Annotated in this window: 15 protein-coding genes; 9 read left to right on the top strand and 6 right to left on the bottom strand. The window is 34.6% G+C overall.

From position 1 onward, the window contains the following. Nucleotides 1-15 precede the first annotated feature (15 nt). From FcAc13_RS02085 to trmB, 5 genes are all read right to left on the bottom strand, one after another. Nucleotides 16-333 carry an NfeD family protein gene (locus tag FcAc13_RS02085; protein ID WP_187754538.1) on the bottom strand — a complete coding sequence of 106 codons (318 nt, stop codon included), beginning with the start codon at nucleotides 331-333 and terminating at the stop codon, nucleotides 16-18. Between the two features lie 28 nt (nucleotides 334-361). After that, on the bottom strand, nucleotides 362-1,273 hold the full coding sequence (locus FcAc13_RS02080) for an SPFH domain-containing protein (protein ID WP_187754537.1): 912 nt from the start codon (nucleotides 1,271-1,273) through the stop codon (nucleotides 362-364). A 94-nt stretch (nucleotides 1,274-1,367) separates the two neighbouring features. Continuing rightward, a complete protein-coding gene (locus tag FcAc13_RS02075) occupies nucleotides 1,368-2,549 on the bottom strand; it encodes a histidine-type phosphatase (protein WP_187754536.1) in 1,182 nt (393 codons plus the stop codon). 162 nt (nucleotides 2,550-2,711) lie between these two features. Beyond that, nucleotides 2,712-3,584 (bottom strand): MBL fold metallo-hydrolase, encoded by an 873-nt coding sequence (locus FcAc13_RS02070; protein ID WP_187754535.1) that lies wholly within the window; start codon nucleotides 3,582-3,584, stop codon nucleotides 2,712-2,714. A gap of 163 nt (nucleotides 3,585-3,747) precedes the next feature. Further along, nucleotides 3,748-4,494 carry a tRNA (guanosine(46)-N7)-methyltransferase TrmB gene (gene trmB / locus FcAc13_RS02065; protein ID WP_187754534.1) on the bottom strand — a complete coding sequence of 249 codons (747 nt, stop codon included), beginning with the start codon at nucleotides 4,492-4,494 and terminating at the stop codon, nucleotides 3,748-3,750. 92 nt (nucleotides 4,495-4,586) lie between these two features. Between trmB and FcAc13_RS02060 the strand changes: the two genes are divergently transcribed. From FcAc13_RS02060 to infA, 7 genes are all read left to right on the top strand, one after another. Then, nucleotides 4,587-6,299, top strand: a complete 1,713-nt coding sequence (locus tag FcAc13_RS02060) for a sensor histidine kinase (protein WP_187754533.1) — start codon at nucleotides 4,587-4,589, stop codon at nucleotides 6,297-6,299. Next, nucleotides 6,277-6,996 (top strand): two-component system response regulator BtsR, encoded by a 720-nt coding sequence (gene btsR, locus FcAc13_RS02055; RefSeq protein WP_187754532.1) that lies wholly within the window; start codon nucleotides 6,277-6,279, stop codon nucleotides 6,994-6,996. Before FcAc13_RS02060 ends, btsR begins: the two co-directional genes overlap by 23 nt. Before the next feature lie 274 nt (nucleotides 6,997-7,270). Continuing rightward, the gene (gene leuS, locus FcAc13_RS02050) at nucleotides 7,271-9,868 is read left to right on the top strand and encodes a leucine--tRNA ligase (protein ID WP_187754831.1); all 2,598 of its coding nucleotides are present in this window, start codon (nucleotides 7,271-7,273) and stop codon (nucleotides 9,866-9,868) included. 80 nt (nucleotides 9,869-9,948) lie between these two features. Then, on the top strand, nucleotides 9,949-10,461 hold the full coding sequence (gene lptE / locus FcAc13_RS02045; protein WP_187754531.1) for an LPS assembly lipoprotein LptE: 513 nt from the start codon (nucleotides 9,949-9,951) through the stop codon (nucleotides 10,459-10,461). After that, nucleotides 10,458-11,465 (top strand): DNA polymerase III subunit delta, encoded by a 1,008-nt coding sequence (gene holA / locus FcAc13_RS02040; RefSeq protein WP_187754530.1) that lies wholly within the window; start codon nucleotides 10,458-10,460, stop codon nucleotides 11,463-11,465. The genes lptE and holA overlap by 4 nt, the downstream gene beginning before the upstream one ends. 1 nt (nucleotide 11,466) lies before the next feature. Further along, the gene (gene nadD / locus FcAc13_RS02035) at nucleotides 11,467-12,123 is read left to right on the top strand and encodes a nicotinate-nucleotide adenylyltransferase (protein ID WP_187754529.1); all 657 of its coding nucleotides are present in this window, start codon (nucleotides 11,467-11,469) and stop codon (nucleotides 12,121-12,123) included. 151 nt (nucleotides 12,124-12,274) lie between these two features. Further along, entirely contained in the window at nucleotides 12,275-12,493 is a 219-nt protein-coding gene (gene infA / locus FcAc13_RS02030) for a translation initiation factor IF-1 (protein ID WP_024495300.1), read from the top strand. Between the two features lie 348 nt (nucleotides 12,494-12,841). On the opposite strand, the gene FcAc13_RS02025 is transcribed toward infA, so the two are convergent. Next, the gene (locus FcAc13_RS02025) at nucleotides 12,842-14,296 is read right to left on the bottom strand and encodes an amino acid permease (RefSeq protein ID WP_187754528.1); all 1,455 of its coding nucleotides are present in this window, start codon (nucleotides 14,294-14,296) and stop codon (nucleotides 12,842-12,844) included. Between the two features lie 789 nt (nucleotides 14,297-15,085). Here FcAc13_RS02025 and yeiP point away from each other — a divergent pair. Both yeiP and ttcA read left to right on the top strand, forming a co-directional pair. After that, a complete protein-coding gene (yeiP, locus tag FcAc13_RS02020; RefSeq protein WP_187754527.1) occupies nucleotides 15,086-15,658 on the top strand; it encodes an elongation factor P-like protein YeiP in 573 nt (190 codons plus the stop codon). A 284-nt stretch (nucleotides 15,659-15,942) separates the two neighbouring features. Beyond that, a complete protein-coding gene (ttcA, locus tag FcAc13_RS02015; protein WP_187754526.1) occupies nucleotides 15,943-16,833 on the top strand; it encodes a tRNA 2-thiocytidine(32) synthetase TtcA in 891 nt (296 codons plus the stop codon). Nucleotides 16,834-17,041 lie beyond the last annotated feature (208 nt).

Raw genomic sequence — 17,041 nt, 5'->3', positions numbered from 1 at the left:
TTTTAGTGCTATTTATTAACTCAGCAATTCCACCAAGGTATCCCATAAATTACGTTGAGGTTGATTTGAGACACCTCTTTTAGACTTATCTTTACGTTTCAACCATAAGTACCACACATAATCCGTTAGCAACGTAAAAATCGCAAATAAAATCCATAACATTGACCAAGAAAACGGTACGATCCAAGCAAGGCTCCCCACTATAAAAGCAGAAATACCACTCCATAAAGAATAACCACCGGTACCGAGTAATTCAATAATTAACAATACTCCCCCCAGAGCAATGAATACCCAAGATGGATTGCTATACAACGCGGTTAGAAATTCAGCCATGATCTGTATCCTCATTTGGTTGTATTAATTATTTTTTACTGCTATTTATTAACTCAGCAATACCACCAATGCTTCCCATTAAATTAGCTGCATCAAGCGGCATCATAATCACTTTACTGTTTTCAGATGAACCTATTTTTTGTAGGGCATCGGTATATTTTTGTGCAACAAAGTAATTAATCGCATTGATATTACCTGCTGCAATTGCTTGAGATACCATTTGAGTAGCTTTTGCTTCAGCCTCTGCCGCACGTTCACGAGCTTCCGCTTGTAAAAAGGCAGCTTGTCTTTCCCCTTCAGCTTTTAGAATCTCAGATTGCTTTTCACCTTCAGAACGTAAAATAGCCGCTTGACGAATCCCCTCTGCTTCTAAGACTTCAGCTCGTTTATTACGCTCAGCTTTCATTTGGGCATTCATCGCTGCAATCAATTCTGATGGTGGACGGACATCACGAATTTCAATACGGGTAATTTTAACACCCCAAGGACTGGTTGCTTCATCAACAATCCCTAATAAACGCGTATTGATATGATCACGTTGTGACAACATTTCATCCAATTCCATTGCCCCTAATACTGTACGAATATTGGTCATCATCAAATTAATAACCGCTCTTTCAAGTTGATTGACTTGATAAGCTGCTCTTGCAGCATCCTGAACCTGAATAAAGCAAACTGCGTCGATTTGCACATTAGCATTATCTTTAGATATGACTTCTTGGGATGGAATATCTAATACCTGTTCCATCATATTAATTTTCCGCCCGACACCATCCATGAAAGGAATAATAACATTTAAACCAGGTTCTAATGTGTGGGTATATTTACCAAAGCGTTCAATGGTATATTGAAAACCTTGGGGAACAATCGTGATCCCTTTATAAACAGTAACTAAGGCTAATAAAACTAATACACTTATGGCAATATAAAATGTAGACATTTTGGATTTCTCTCTTTCGTATTAATATGATTGATGTTGATATGCTCTAATAATATAATTGGCAATTATTTTATTATTTCATTTTTTCTATTTACTATAATTCAAATGTTACACCTGTCAAATATTTCATTATACGTTCTTTGAACTCCGACCAAGGATATAAACCCTGTCCATTTGTTTGTAAACCATTAAGTTCAAGTGTAATATGCCTGGCCGGATGATTTAAACTCAATTCACTCGCCAAGTGCAATTGTTCAATGGTTTGATAGAAATATTCGGCTTTAAAGTATGATTGCTGATCTTGTAGATTACGCCAACGCTGTAATACTAATTTACCACCAATCGGTGTCTCTTCGATTTGTTCCGGTAATTGATAATCTTTGAATCCCAATGCTCCCATAATAGACGCAATATTACAATCATGCCCTACTAGCAGTACTAATGGATGTTGTTTTTGTTGCATCATTTGATTAATAAACGTGATAAGTGGTTTGGCAATATGATTAGCTAATATTGGTGATTTAAATAATAAATTAATATACTGATTTTTTATATTAGCAAGCATCGCTCGGTGTTGAAACGAATTTATCATCCCCCAAGCATTATCTTGATGCTTAAAGCCGGAATAGTATTGTAGAGTTAATGCATCGACCACAGCTGTTCCAAACGCCAATGCTCCTCTAATTTTTGGTTCTTCATTGATAATTAAATCAAAAGTCGTAGGTAACTTAGTAAATTCACATTGGTATTTTTGGTAGCATTTTGAATGACGATAATCCAAAATTTCCGCTAATAACTCATAAGCGGGGGTTAGCTTTTTATCTAACTGTTCGATCAAGTCACTTGAACCAGTATAATGCTTTAGATCATGGATAACTTGTTGCTTAAATAGTGATGATGCATTACGAACACAAGGATTAAATATCGGATCCATACGTTCAATCGGATATTTGTGATGAATTGTGATATCGCAACCAGGAAAAGCGCCTAACGTAAAATACTGTGCTGTAGCGACTGTACGCTGTAAGCTATTGGCATAGACAAAAACTTTATCAGGTGAAATATCAAATTTCTGTTGTAGCAACCATTTCCTAAAATATGCGCCAAAGAAACTTTCTAGGGTACCACCTCGTGTTGTCAGATAACCAGGCTTACAATCCCACTGTGGCCATGATTTAGGTGTGACGGTTTGCAAAAAGCGTAACGTTTCGGGTAACGCCGTTCTTATTCCGTGTCGGCTTATAATAATAATTTGCTCTAACTGATATTGCTCCATCGTCTGTTAACCTATGTATATTCTGTGTAAAACCAAGATACTCATAAATTCAGATCAAATTAATCTGATAATAATGGCTTACCAAAATAGGGCTTTTTTTGTCGGCTATACATTAAATATAACCAGCCTTTGATCGCTGCTCATCTTAATGATTAATATGCATTAAGGTTTAGTTTTATCTAAAATAAGTTTTGTGCTTATTTGTAAATTTAGATCACCGCCAAGGTTAGGATAATGTATTTTCATCTGCTTTATAATTTCATTAAATGAATGATAGTTTTTTAAAACATCATCATAAGTTTGAATATATTGATGAGTAAATTCGATTGCTTCATTTGCAATAGGATCAGCGCCTAAAAAATGTCCTGGTATGGTGATTCTAGGAGCTAATTTTTTCATATCAAGCACGATACTATCCCATTGCTTGCGTTGTTCTGAAGTTGGCGCATCAGCTGTCCAAATAAACATATTATTCGATAACAAAGAGCCACCAATGATCATTTTTTGCTGAGGCATCCAAAGATAAGTTCGTTGCGGATCCTTCCCTTTAATTTGGAATTCTTCTTTACCAAAATAGAATGAATTACCAACTATTGCAGTTGGTATAACAATACGACTTGGCGCTTGCTCACCAATAAATTTTTGCCAATATTTTAATTTTTCCCGGCCAGTATTTTTGATCACCTCAACGGTTGCTGGCGTAGCAATGACTTGAGCACTTGGATAAGCCTTAAGAATGGTTTCTAAACCAAAATAAAAATCAGGATCACTGTGACTAATATAAATCAGCGTCAACGGTTTACCACTTTTTTTGATTTCATCAACCATTTTTTGCGCATCTTTTTTAGTTAATTGTGTGTCAATTAACATTGCTTGATCTTGAGTGTATAAAATAGTGGACGTTACAGGAAAAACTGCATCAGCACCTGCGTTATGTACGGCTCCCGATATAACTTTGTGAGATTTGGCTACCACACAAGTCATTAATGCAATCATTAACCAAAATGCGATCAAACTGCGTTTCAAGAAAAACATATTTTCTCCTACTAATAGATAATCTAATGCAATAGCACCAGATTTAATCGTTTTGATTTTTTCTTATTTCAAGATTTTATGATTTATTAATCTTAATATAATTTTTATAAAACTTTTTGCTTACTTTAACATAACCGGAATAAAATATGCGACATAAATTATATTATTTAATGCGCTTGAACTGTAAATCCCAAACACCATGACCTAAATTTAAACCACGCTTTTCAAACTTTGTCATTGGGCGATAATCTGGCCTTGGTATATATCCGTTATTTAGCGACACGTTTTGGAAACCAAAAGCAGAATTTAATACTTCTAACATATGCTCCGCATAATGTTGCCAATCGGTGGCCAAATGTAATATCCCATCCATTTTTAATTTTTTGCGCAACAACTGTACAAATTCAGGTTGAATAATTCTGCGTTTATTATGTTTTGCTTTATGCCATGGGTCAGGGAAAAAAATCTGAACTTTACTAAGCGATGCATCGGCAACCATATTTTCCAGTACTTCTACCGCATCATGACACATTAACCGAATATTATTTAATTGATGTTGTTCAATCGCCATTAAGCACGCCCCAACACCTGGACGATGAACTTCAATACCTAAAAAATTCTCGTTCTTATTCTTATCAGCCATTTCAATCAATGAAGCACCCATCCCAAAACCAATCTCTAAAACAATTGGTTGTTGATGAGCATATAATTGATTGAAATCTATTTGATGTTGATCATTATAATCAATACCACAACTGGACCACAATTTTTCTAAAGCTTGTTCTTGCCCTTTAGTTAATCGACCTTGTCTTAATACAAAACTACGAATTTGGCGACGTGGCCGACCATCTGCCAAAATTTCGGATGTCATGATATTGGAATTATCATTTATAAAGGATTTTTGATTCATATTACTATCTTTAAACACAATAATTTAATAATATAGTTTAGCTGAAGTTCATCACTGTCGCTAGTTCATAATCTAATTAATCTAAGAGAATTATGATTGAATTTAATCTGATTTTACAATTGTTACAGCAGATGTGTGTTTATTTAGTTATTGCTTATCTACTCAGTAAAACACCTATATTTATACCTATCATGCAAGTCACCGTCAGTCTGCCCCATAAATTAATCTGCTATGTTATTTTTTCTTTTTTTTGCATAATGGGAACTTATTTCAGTTTTCGAATTGAAGATACACTTGCCAATACTCGAGCAATTGGTGCGATATTAGGTGGTATACTTGGCGGTCCTTATGTCGGTTTACTAGTTGGTGTTACAGGTGGTTTGCACCGTTATAGTTTAGGCGGAATTACCGCCGAAATTTGTATGACTTCTACAATATTAACTGGATTTATTAGCGGGATAGTTCACTATATTTTGTTAAAAAAAGGAAGGGTAGATCTAATATACAACCCCTTTATCATCGCAATTTTAGCTATGCTATCTGAGTCGTTAGAAATGATCATGATTCTGGTATTTTCTAAACCCTATGACGTTGTTTCACATGCGGTTCATAGCATTGCCGCCCCCATGATTGTTGCTAACAGCATTGGTTCTGCTATGTTTATGCAAATTTTATTAGATAGAAAAATTATCTTTGATAAATATACTTCGACTTTTTCAGCTAAAGCCTTAAGTATTGCTGCACGTACTGAAGGACTATTGCGTGATAAATTCAATCAAGAAAACAGTACTAAAGTTGCACATATCATTTATCAAGAACTTGGCGTTGGTGCCGTTTCAATAACCGATCGCGAAAAAATACTAGCATTTATTGGTATCGGTAGTGATCATCACCTACCAGGTACCCCAATAACCTCAAAAGCTACATTAGAATCGATTGAAGATAACGAGGTGAAATATCTCGATGGTTTACATGAACTTTATCAATGTTCGATTAATAAACAATGTCGCTTAGGATCCGCACTGGTCATTCCTTTAAGAGGTGAAAAAAAAGAGGTTGTTGGTACCATAAAAATCTATGAAGCAAAAAACACATTGTTTAGTTCGATTAATCGGACTCTAGGTGAAGGGATAGCGAGTTTATTATCTGCACAAATTCTCACTGGTCAAAACGAAAGTTATCAACAATTACTTTCTCAAACACGAATTAAGTTGCTTCATGCACAAGTCAATCCGCATTTTTTATTTAACTCGCTTAATACATTACTTGCTGTTATTCGCCGTGATCAAGAACAAGCTTCAAAATTAGTCCAGCATCTCTCAACTTTTTTTAGAAAAAATTTAAAACGCCCAGAAGAAATCGTGACGTTAAAAGATGAACTTGATCACATAACAGCTTATCTAGAAATTGAAAAAATGCGGTTTATTGACAAACTTGATATTCAAATCCATGTACCAAAATTATTAGAACAAGCCTATCTTCCCGCATTCTCTTTACAACCAATTGTAGAAAACGCTATCAAACATGGAATATCACAAATGATTGGTTTAGGTACTATTACCATTCGTGCTCACAAATATCAACAAATCTTAGTTCTGGAAGTTGAAGATAATGCGGGTAATTATCGCAAAGAACATAAAAGTAATAACGGGCTAGGTATGACCCTAGTGCATGAAAGAATACAAATACGTTATGGTAAACAATATGGTTTAACGATCCAATGTGAGTCAGATATCTATACAAAAGCAATCTTAAAATTGCCATTAGACAAGGAGCATAGAAATGCTAAATATCATAATTGTTGATGATGAACCGCTGGCACGTGAGAATTTACGTTGTTTACTTAAGGAATTTACAGAAATTAATATTACTGCCGAATGTAGCAATGCTTTTGAAGCTATTAAAGCTATACATAATCAATCACCTGATGTGGTATTTCTAGATATTCAAATGCCTAAAATTAGTGGTATCGAAATGCTAAGTATGATTTCACCATTACACATGCCATATATTGTCTTTCTAACAGCATATGAAGAATATGCTATTAAAGCATTTGAAGAACAAGCATTTGATTATTTACTTAAACCAATCGATCCCCTTCGCCTTAATAAGACGATTCAACGACTATTAATCATTAATGAAAAACAAAATCTAGAACAACTAAAAACTGATAAATATTTAAAATATATCCCGTGTATGGGGCATAATCGGATTTATTTAATTGATCCTAATGATATTTATTATGCTAATTGCCGAACCAGCGGTGTTTATGTTTTTAACCATGATAATGTAGAGTATTATACAGAACTCACCTTAAAAACATTAGAGGAAAAAACGCAGTTAATCTATTGTCATCGCCAATATTTAATTAATATACAAAAACTAAAAGAAATTCGTTTTTCCCATACCAGTCACACAGATATTATACTCAATAATGATATTTCAGTACCTGCTAGTCGCCGATATTTAAAACTATTAAAGGAACAGTTAGGATTAGTTTGATTAATCAAATTATTATTTATAAAGATAACTAAACAAATTAGCCAATAATTGTGAAAACTAAAAAAAACAATTTAATTCATTACAAAGAGTATTAACTATTTTATCTTAATAAATAAAAGCCCCGATAAACGCAACAAAAATGACACAAAATTTCGATAAGATATTTCAATTTGGGACAATAAACAATACAATTAACAGATCATTTTTTTAGACGGTTGTATGACAAATACAAAGAATATCGTTAACAGGACCTTAGCAGACTATGTCAAATAATATGAAAGAAAATCATTTTACTGAACAATATTGCCCAGAACTAGTTGAAGCGCATGTGCAACAACACTGGCAAGATAATAACACATTTCATGTCACTGAAGATCCAAGCAAAGAAAAATATTATTGCTTATCTATGTTACCTTATCCGTCTGGGCGACTGCATTTAGGTCATGTTCGTAATTATACCATCGGCGATACTATTTCACGTTATCAACGCATGCAGGGTAAAAATGTATTACAACCTATTGGTTGGGATGCTTTCGGCTTACCTGCAGAAGGCGCAGCGGTTAAAAATAATACTGCGCCAGCTAAATGGACCTATGAAAATATTGCTTATATGAAAAAGCAATTAAAACTACTTGGTTTTGGTTATGACTGGGACAGAGAAGTGACCACCTGCAAACCAGAATATTATAAATGGGAACAGTGGTTTTTTACAAAACTTTATGAGAAAGGGTTGGTGTATAAAAAAACCTCAGCAGTCAACTGGTGCCCGACTGATCAAACTGTATTAGCTAATGAGCAGGTGGTTGAAGGTTGTTGTTGGCGGTGTAATACGCCAGTTGAACGTAAAGAGATTCCACAATGGTTTATCAAAATCACTGCCTATGCCGATGAACTATTAAAAGACTTAGATAGTTTAGAAAGTTGGCCTGAGCAAGTTAAAACCATGCAGAAAAATTGGATTGGCCGTTCGGAAGGAGTTGAAATTGACTTTAACGTTGAAAATTACAACGAAAAATTAACAGTCTATACTACCCGCCCAGATACCTTTATGGGAGTGAGTTTTGTTTCGGTCGCGGCTGAGCATCCTTTAGCGCAATTAGCCAGTAAAGATAATGCCGAAATTACCGCCTTTATTGCTGAGTGTAAAAACACCAAAACCGCAGAAGCTGATATGGCAACGATGGAGAAAAAAGGTATTGCTACAGGTTTTTACGCCATCCATCCATTAACGAATGAAAAAGTTCCGGTTTGGATCGCCAACTTTGTATTAATGGAATATGGAACCGGTGCAGTTATGGCTGTACCGGGGCATGATGCGCGCGATCATGAGTTTGCTTGTAAATATCATTTACCAATTAAAGCTGTCATCCTAGATCAACAAGGTCATGCACCAGATGTGAGTCAACAACCTTATACAGAATACGGTAATTTATTTAATTCTGGGGAATTTGATGGACTTAACTTTGAACAAGCCTTCAATGCCATTGCCGATAAATTAATTGCTAAAGGTGTTGGTGAACGTAAAGTCAATTATCGTTTACGCGATTGGGGGGTCTCTCGTCAGCGTTATTGGGGTGCGCCAATCCCGATGGTCACATTAGCTGATGGCTCAACAATCCCGACCCCGGAAGATCAATTACCAGTCATTTTACCAGAAAATGTTGAAATGGATGGCATAACTAGTCCTATTAAAGCCGATCCGAATTGGGCAAAAACAACCGTTAATGGCGAAACAGCACTACGCGAAACCGATACCTTTGATACTTTTATGGAATCATCATGGTATTACGCACGTTATACCTGCCCACACTATAACAGTGGTATGTTAGATGAAAAAGCGGCCAATTATTGGTTACCGGTGGATCAATATGTTGGTGGAATTGAACATGCTATCATGCATCTACTTTATTTCCGCTTCTTCCACAAATTAATGCGTGATTTTGGCATGGTCAACTCTGATGAACCGGCTAAACGATTACTTTGCCAAGGTATGGTATTAGCCGATGCGTTCTATTACACCACCGAAATAGGTGAACGTATTTGGATTTCCCCAACCGAAGTCACCGTTGAGCGAGATGAAAAGGGGCGAATTGCCAAAGCGTTTGATAAGACCGGACGTGAGCTAATTCATGCTGGCATGACCAAAATGTCGAAATCAAAAAATAATGGTATCGACCCACAAGAAATGGTCGAAAAATATGGTGCTGATACTGTACGCTTATTTATGATGTTCGCTTCACCTGCTGAAATGACACTTGAATGGCAAGAATCTGGCGTTGAAGGAGCCAATCGTTTTATTAAACGCGTATGGCGCTTGGTGTATGAACACACCCAGCAAGGTGTGGTAAAGCCATTAATTCTTGATCAGTTAACCGGCGATCAAAAAACCTTGCGTCGTGAATTACATAAAACCATTGCTAAAGTGAGCGATGATATTGGTCGTCGCCAAACATTTAATACTGCGATCGCTGCTGTGATGGAATTTATGAATCGTTTACAAAAAGCATCACAAGAAACTGAACAAGACCGAGCGTTAATGGATGAAGCATTGAACGCAATCGTGCGTTTACTTTATCCAATGATACCTCATGCATGTTTCGTTATGTGGCAAGCATTAGGCCATAAAACTACTATTGATAATGCTCAATGGCCATTGGCCGATGAGTCAGCCATGGTTGAAGATGAAAAACTCATTATTGTCCAAATCAATGGTAAAGTACGCGCTAAATTAACAGTACCAGCTGATGCTAGTGAAGCATTGGTTACGGATATGGCAAAAACAGAAGTCAATATCCAAAAACATTTAGACGGTGTTACCATTCGTAAAATCATCTATGTTCCAGGTAAATTACTTAACCTTGTGGTTAGTTAATAACTTCCTGATACAACAGTTGATTTAGCTATAACTATTTGGGGTGATAATCATTACCCCTGAAAAATTAGGTAGTCCAAATGAAAAAATTGTTTTGTTTAGTATTTTTTGCAGTGTTGTGGTTAACCGGTTGTGGATTTCATTTACAACATGAAACAGAAATTCCACAACAATTTCAGACCATGACGTTTTATAGTGACAATCCGTATGGTTCATTATCTCGTACTATCAAAGATTTACTAGTTAAGAACAAAGTCAAATTAGTTAATGAAAATGCCAATCAAAATCATCCTTCCCTACGTATCTTAAGTAACGATATTAGTAAAGAGACCATTTCGATTTATCAAAATGGTAAATCTGCTGAATATCAATTAATTTTAACAGTCAATGCTCAAGTTATCATTGCCGGTAATGACATCTACCCTATTACGACAAAAGTATTTAGAACATTTTTTGACAATCCTGCTACCGCATTGGCTAAAAGCGCCGAGCAAAATTTAATCGAAAAAGAAATGTATACCCAAGTAGCTAAACAATTAATTAGTAAATTAAAATCAATCAACACTATTGATAATAAACTTAACACACCATGATAAAAATTTTTGCTAATCAGCTTGATGCAAAACTAGAACAGGATGGTGCATGGTGTTACTTTCTGACGATAGGAAATGATCCCTACCTTCGGGATGTCACTCAAAACAAAATAATCAAGAAAATGCATCAACAAGGTTTTACCGAACAAACTGTTTTCAGTATCGATAATCAAACCAACTGGGATAGTATTTATGAAAATAGTCGCGCGATGAGTCTATTTTCAAGCCAAACACTATTGATATTGCAATTCGGTGATAATTTGCTGAATGCTAGCATAGCTAAAAAATTAGATGAACTTTGCCAAACGTTATCGCCCGATGTCAGTTTATTAGTCACATTATCACAAATGACAAAGGCACAAGAAAACGCAAGTTGGCTAAAAACATTGTCTGATCAGCTTTTAATTATTAACTGTAATACACCTGATGCAAATCAATTACCCATCTGGCTAAATCAGCAATTACAATTGTTTGATCTAACAATAGAAAAACAAGGTATTGAACTTTTATGTTATTACTATGAGGGTAATTTATTAGCACTCACTCAGACGCTTGAACAGTTAAAATTACTTTATCCTAAGGGTAAAATCAGCTTTAGTCAGTTGGAGAATAATTTAGATGATTGTGCTATTTTTACCCCTTATCATCTTATCGATGCCATGCTAATGACTAAAACAAAGCGTGTTATTCATATTTTGCAACAATTCAAAATGAATGGCACGGAACCGCTGATCTTAGTTCGAACGATTCAACGTGAATTAATTCAACTAATCAATCTAAAAAAATATTCTGCAAAGCATGATCTTAAATCCGCTTATGATATAAATAAAGTTTGGCAAAATCGCCGAAATGTCATTACGCCTTATTTAAATAGAACTTCCCTTGAACAGTTATACCTAATTTTAAAACAATTAACCGAACTGGAAATCGCTTTAAAATCCGATTATCAAGCGGCAATTTGGGAATTATTAACAGCCTTATGTTTAAAAATAGTGGGAGATTAATATGTCCGGCCATTTGACAGCACTCTTTGGCGGTACCTTTGATCCGATTCATTATGGTCATTTACTACCGAGCATGGCATTGGCTAAAGAAATTAACTTAACTCACATCAGTCTATTACCCAATTACATTCCGCCACATAAAGCACAACCCAAAGCAACAACTGCTCAACGCCTCGCAATGATTAAATTAGCAATTGAAGACTACCCCCTTTTTTCAATTGACGTTCGTGAAATCACTCACGCCAAACCTAATAGACCCTCATATACTATTGATACCTTACAAAACTGGCGGTCTGAATATGGTGAACATAAGAGCTTAGCATTTATTATTGGTCAGGACTCATTATGTAATTTACCTAAGTGGTATCATTGGCAATCATTGTTAGATTATTGTCATTTATTAATCTGTCCCCGTCCCGGTTTTACCAATACAACTGACAATCTTCAGTTACAAAAATGGCTATTACAGCATAGCACAAAGAATATCACCGATCTTCAACAAAACCCTTGTGGATCAATATACTTTGCTAATACGCCCTTAAAAGCCATCTCCGCAACGGAAATTAGACAGCATATTGAAAATCGTCAGGATTATCAGTCGTTATTACCACCAAAAGTTTGGCAATATATTCAAACACAACATTTATATGGCGCTTAATTAATGAAAAATAACAGAAATCACTTTACTTCTGTAACTTTTTTCGGCATCATTTCGCCGGCTAAATTATATTTAATAACTACCCCTTAAAATGGATAGTTATTTGTTAATCATTAGCAATTTGAGTACAAATTAATATTTCGAGGAACCAATGGCAAAAGAAGATAACATTGAAATGCAAGGCACTATACTTGAAACATTGCCTAATACTATGTTTCGTGTAGAGTTAGAAAATGGTCACGTAGTAACAGCACATATTTCTGGTAAGATGCGTAAAAACTATATCCGAATTTTAACAGGTGATAAAGTTACTGTTGAAATGACGCCTTACGACTTATCAAAAGCTCGCATTATCTTTCGTAGTCGTTAAACCTAATAATAATCTCACTACAGTAGCTATTGTTGTATCGCGCATTTTGCGCGATATGGGTTTTATCGCTTTTATTTTAATAAATCTTAGACCGTAGAATTACTTAAAATTAGCAAATTTTTCATCCGCTTAATTTTAATTTATATCCGCAGCTTAAATACAATAAATTTTATCATCTATTTCAAAATGCCATGTCATTACAAAATAGTTAATGAAAAAATATTTTTTAACAATTAGTTAGTAAAAATTTATACGGAACTGTTGTCCTCATATTGAGCTAAATAAAAAAATTTAGCCGGAAATATACCGGCTAAAATTACAAATTAAAATTGTTAAATTTGGTTGGGTTTAATTTTCTTTGATACGAGAAAAATCCATTTTTTCATAGCTTACCCACTTAGTCTTTTTCACATACTTATAAGTAAACATGATAAGGAAAAATAGCGGTAAACCAATATAAGTAGCCAGTACACCATACCAATCTATCTTATCTTGTAAAAACGCTTCATAGTTTTGCCCTAACGTTATAAATAAACATAACACAAAGGCAAATATTGGTCCAAATGGAAAGAGGGTTGAACGATAAGGTAAATCATAAATATTATACCCTTGTCTAATATATCCTTTTCGGAAACGATAATGACTAATCGCGATACCTAACCATGCGATAAAACCTGTCATACCGGATAAGTTTAGTAACCATAAATAGACTTGTTGGTCCTTAAACATAGAGGTTAAAAAACATAACATTGCTACAATCGTTGTTGCAATTAATGCCACTCTTGGAACTCCCCCCTTAGATAAGCGACTAAAAATTTTAGGAGCTTTCCCCTCTTTAGCCAACGCATAAAGCATACGTGTTGATGCATATAACCCCGAATTACCTGCCGATAACACTGAGGTTAAAATTACCGCATTCATTAATGCGGCAGCAGACAACAATCCAGCATTTTGGAATACTAATGTAAACGGACTCACACTAATATCGGTTTCACCATTACGTAACAAGCGCGGATCAGTATAAGGAATAATAAAACTGATCACCAAAATAGACAGAATATAAAACAGTAAAATACGCCAAAAAACTTGCCGCATTGATTTTGGAATATTCTTTTCAGGGTCTTTTGATTCACCGGCAGCAATACCAATCAATTCAGTGCCCTGAAATGAAAAACCGACTATCATTGCCACTCCAATCATCGATGAAAATCCACCTACAAATGGCGCATCATCTATTATCCAATTACGCCAAACAATCGCAGCACCCATATTCCCTTTCAAAATGCTAATAATCATTAATAAACCAACAGCAATAAAAATCACAATAGTGACAACTTTTATCAATGAAAACCAGAATTCTGCTTCACCAAAACCTTTAACTGAAATAGCATTAAGGAAAAAGATGATCATTAAAAAGAGTAAACTCCATAACCAACTATAACTACCCAAGTCAAACCAATATGAAATCACTAATTGGGCAGCGACCAAATCTACCGCAACCGTTATCGCCCAGTTATACCAATAATTCCAACCAATTGCGAACCCAAAAGATTCATCAACATATTTAGCGCCATACGTGGCAAAAGTTCCTGATACTGGTAAATAAGCGGCCAGTTCACCTAAACTTGTCATTAAAAAATAAACCATTAATCCGATAATGGCATAAGAAAGTAAAGCACCAGCAGGACCTGCTTGCGCAATAGTCGCACCTGATGCCACGAACAATCCAGTTCCGATTGAACCACCAATCGCAATCATGGATAAATGACGAGCTTTAAGATCACGTTTAAGTTTATTTTGCATAACCGATAAAATATAAAAAAATTTAACAAAGTGTAGCAAAAATTTACTATTACGAGATAAATAATTCTAATAATTAACTAATTCTATTAAATAGAACCAATACTCATTAACAAGTAATTTGCTTAACATTTGATAATTTGCTTGATAGTTCCTGCTTGTCATTACAGTAAATTTGGCATTGGCTTTAAATCACCTAATTTGAGTAAAAAATGGTCTTTCGTTTTACCAATTTTATTGACTTAAATATTAAGCCGAAATTTGGATAGTAGCTTTTTGATAATATTAGGATAATTCATTATTGTTCCTATAGCACTGGAATAACTTATAAAATAATAGCTAGCTTAAATAAGCTGGGTATATTAATAAAAAAACTGATATAACCATTTAACTTTTAACACTTTTGCCTCTTTACCGTCGTTAAAAACAATTGAATGGCTATTTTTTAGATAGTTATAAGTTAGAATAATTTCCAACGCCTTAGTAGAATAAACGTGTTTATCGATTAAATTAGATTATTCGCTAAAATAGATAACAGAGAATTGAACAAATTAGCGTCAACAATTCTGCTCAACCCAAATAATTATCGCCATTCCCACTTGTTTACTCGCTATTGTTAGGGTTAATTGCTGGCACAATCAAACCAGTACCACAATGATTGTGAGACATTAAAAGAGGCGGCTTCATTAACAATCCTATTTAAGAAAATGATTGGTTATCATAGCAAGTTAGCGCTAAAATAGCCGTCTTTAGATTAATAGAAGTTTATTACAAAACGGGAAAAACTGAATCATGGCAAAAGCAAATGAAGTAAAACGCGGCGATGCGATCAGCTATAATGGAAAATTACTTTTAGTTAAAGATATTGAAGTGCAAAGTCCTAGCGCTCGTGGCGCGAGTACACTATATAAAATGCGTTTCTCTGACGTAAAAACAGGTTTAAAAGTTGAAGAACGCTTCAAAGGTGATGATATTTTAGACACAATCGAATTAAGTCGTCGACCAGTTACTTTTTCTTATATTGATGGTGATGAATATGTTTTTATGGATGATGAAGACTTTACACCTTATTCATTTAAACAAGATCAAATAGAAGATGAATTATTGTTTATTCCTGAAGGTGGCATTCCAGGTATTCAAGTATTAACAGTAGATGGTCAAATTATTGCTCTAGAATTGCCACAAACCGTTGAGTTACAAATCATCGAAACCAATCCCGGTATTAAAGGTGCTTCAGCTAGTGCTCGAACCAAGCCAGCTAAACTCACAACTGGCCTAACCGTGCAAGTTCCTGAATATATCAACAATGGTGAAAAAATAAAGATTCATGTTGTCGAACGTCGTTTCATGAGTCGAGCTGATTAATAAGAGATATCCGTTGTATTACTTTTTACTGTTTAATTTACTTTTGAATCATATTATAGGTTAGCTCTTGTGATCATATTCCTAATAAATTTTGCTTTAAGATAGAGTAACTATTTACATCACTAAGCAATCAATTTAACTTGATATAAATCATAGTTTTCCTTTAACGATACTTTTTAAAATTAACTATTAGAGTTTCAACGGATGTCAGCAAAATTTAGTACAGATATTAACCAATTATCTTTTTTATCCAAATTCATTATTTATTAATAAAGTCTATTTTAATGAAAACCTACAATCAAAATAAATTACATAAACGCTTAAGACGTCAAGTTGGTGAAGCAATTACCGATTTTAATATGATCGAAGATGGTGACCGTATCATGGTTTGCCTATCAGGAGGTAAAGACAGTTATACCTTGCTTGATATTCTTATCAACCTTAAGATCAGCGCCCCCATCGAATTTGAGCTAGTAGCAGTAAATCTTGATCAAAAACAACCAGGCTTCCCTGAACATGTTTTACCACAATACCTTTCTTCTTTAGGTATCGAATATAAAATTGTAAGTGAAAATACTTATGGTATTGTAAAAGAAAAGATCCCAGAAGGTAAAACCACTTGTTCGCTTTGCTCACGATTGCGACGGGGTATTTTATACCGTACTGCAAGCGAAATTGGGGCGACTAAAATTGCCCTCGGTCATCACCGCGATGATATTTTAGAAACATTATTTCTTAATATGTTTTATGGTGGAAAAATGAAAGCAATGCCACCAAAACTAATGAATGACACTGGTGAACATATTGTGATCCGTCCTTTGGCTTATTGTAAAGAAAAAGATATTGCCAAATACGCAGAGTTAAAAAACTTCCCAATCATTCCATGCAATTTATGTGGTTCTCAACCTAATTTACAACGCAAAGTGATTAAAGATATGCTAACGCAATGGGATAAAAAATTCCCTGGTCGCATTGAAACCATGTTTAGAGCAACTCAAAATATTACCCTTTCTCATTTATGTGACACTAAAGTATTTGATTTCAAAGAAATTAAAAAAGGTGACAAAATTATCGATGGTGGTGATATTGCCTTTGATGAAGAAACGCTCCCCATTAATAGTTTTGATGCGAGCGAAATTTCATCCGAAGCAATGATTTTATGGAAAGAAGTCTAACCTAATTTTAAATTAGTACCGATTAAAAAACGAAAATATTTAATAGCTTAATATTTTCGTTTCATCTACCTCAAAATCCTTCCCAATTATAAAAAGTAAAAACTTCGCCATTTTATTCAAATCACATGGTAATAGAACAATGTCCATTTTTATTTCAATAATTTTTTTGAATAATACAATTTAAAAAAACATCGTCGAAATTTATGAT

Origin of the sequence: Frischella japonica, assembly GCF_014489845.1 — a bacterium.
In the GTDB taxonomy this organism is placed as follows: domain Bacteria; phylum Pseudomonadota; class Gammaproteobacteria; order Enterobacterales; family Orbaceae; genus Frischella; species Frischella japonica.
The sequence above is the reverse complement of the archived record's forward strand: the minus strand, read 5'-3'. Positions and strand labels throughout refer to the sequence as shown.

Bases quoted from the DNA above. Each gene is read 5' to 3' on its own strand.
- btsR (WP_187754532.1), top strand. From the start codon at position 6,277: ATGCTAAATATCATAATTGTTGATGATGAACCGCTGGCACGTGAGAAT.
- nadD (WP_187754529.1), top strand. From the start codon at position 11,467: ATGTCCGGCCATTTGACAGCACTCTTTGGCGGTACCTTTGATCCGATT.
- FcAc13_RS02060 (WP_187754533.1), top strand. From the start codon at position 4,587: ATGATTGAATTTAATCTGATTTTACAATTGTTACAGCAGATGTGTGTT.
- FcAc13_RS02070 (WP_187754535.1), bottom strand. From the start codon at position 3,584: ATGTTTTTCTTGAAACGCAGTTTGATCGCATTTTGGTTAATGATTGCA.
- infA (WP_024495300.1), top strand. From the start codon at position 12,275: ATGGCAAAAGAAGATAACATTGAAATGCAAGGCACTATACTTGAAACA.
- ttcA (WP_187754526.1), top strand. From the start codon at position 15,943: ATGAAAACCTACAATCAAAATAAATTACATAAACGCTTAAGACGTCAA.
- lptE (WP_187754531.1), top strand. From the start codon at position 9,949: ATGAAAAAATTGTTTTGTTTAGTATTTTTTGCAGTGTTGTGGTTAACC.
- FcAc13_RS02080 (WP_187754537.1), bottom strand. From the start codon at position 1,273: ATGTCTACATTTTATATTGCCATAAGTGTATTAGTTTTATTAGCCTTA.
- holA (WP_187754530.1), top strand. From the start codon at position 10,458: ATGATAAAAATTTTTGCTAATCAGCTTGATGCAAAACTAGAACAGGAT.
- FcAc13_RS02085 (WP_187754538.1), bottom strand. From the start codon at position 333: ATGGCTGAATTTCTAACCGCGTTGTATAGCAATCCATCTTGGGTATTC.
- leuS (WP_187754831.1), top strand. From the start codon at position 7,271: ATGAAAGAAAATCATTTTACTGAACAATATTGCCCAGAACTAGTTGAA.
- yeiP (WP_187754527.1), top strand. From the start codon at position 15,086: ATGGCAAAAGCAAATGAAGTAAAACGCGGCGATGCGATCAGCTATAAT.
- FcAc13_RS02025 (WP_187754528.1), bottom strand. From the start codon at position 14,296: ATGCAAAATAAACTTAAACGTGATCTTAAAGCTCGTCATTTATCCATG.
- FcAc13_RS02075 (WP_187754536.1), bottom strand. From the start codon at position 2,549: ATGGAGCAATATCAGTTAGAGCAAATTATTATTATAAGCCGACACGGA.
- trmB (WP_187754534.1), bottom strand. From the start codon at position 4,494: ATGAATCAAAAATCCTTTATAAATGATAATTCCAATATCATGACATCC.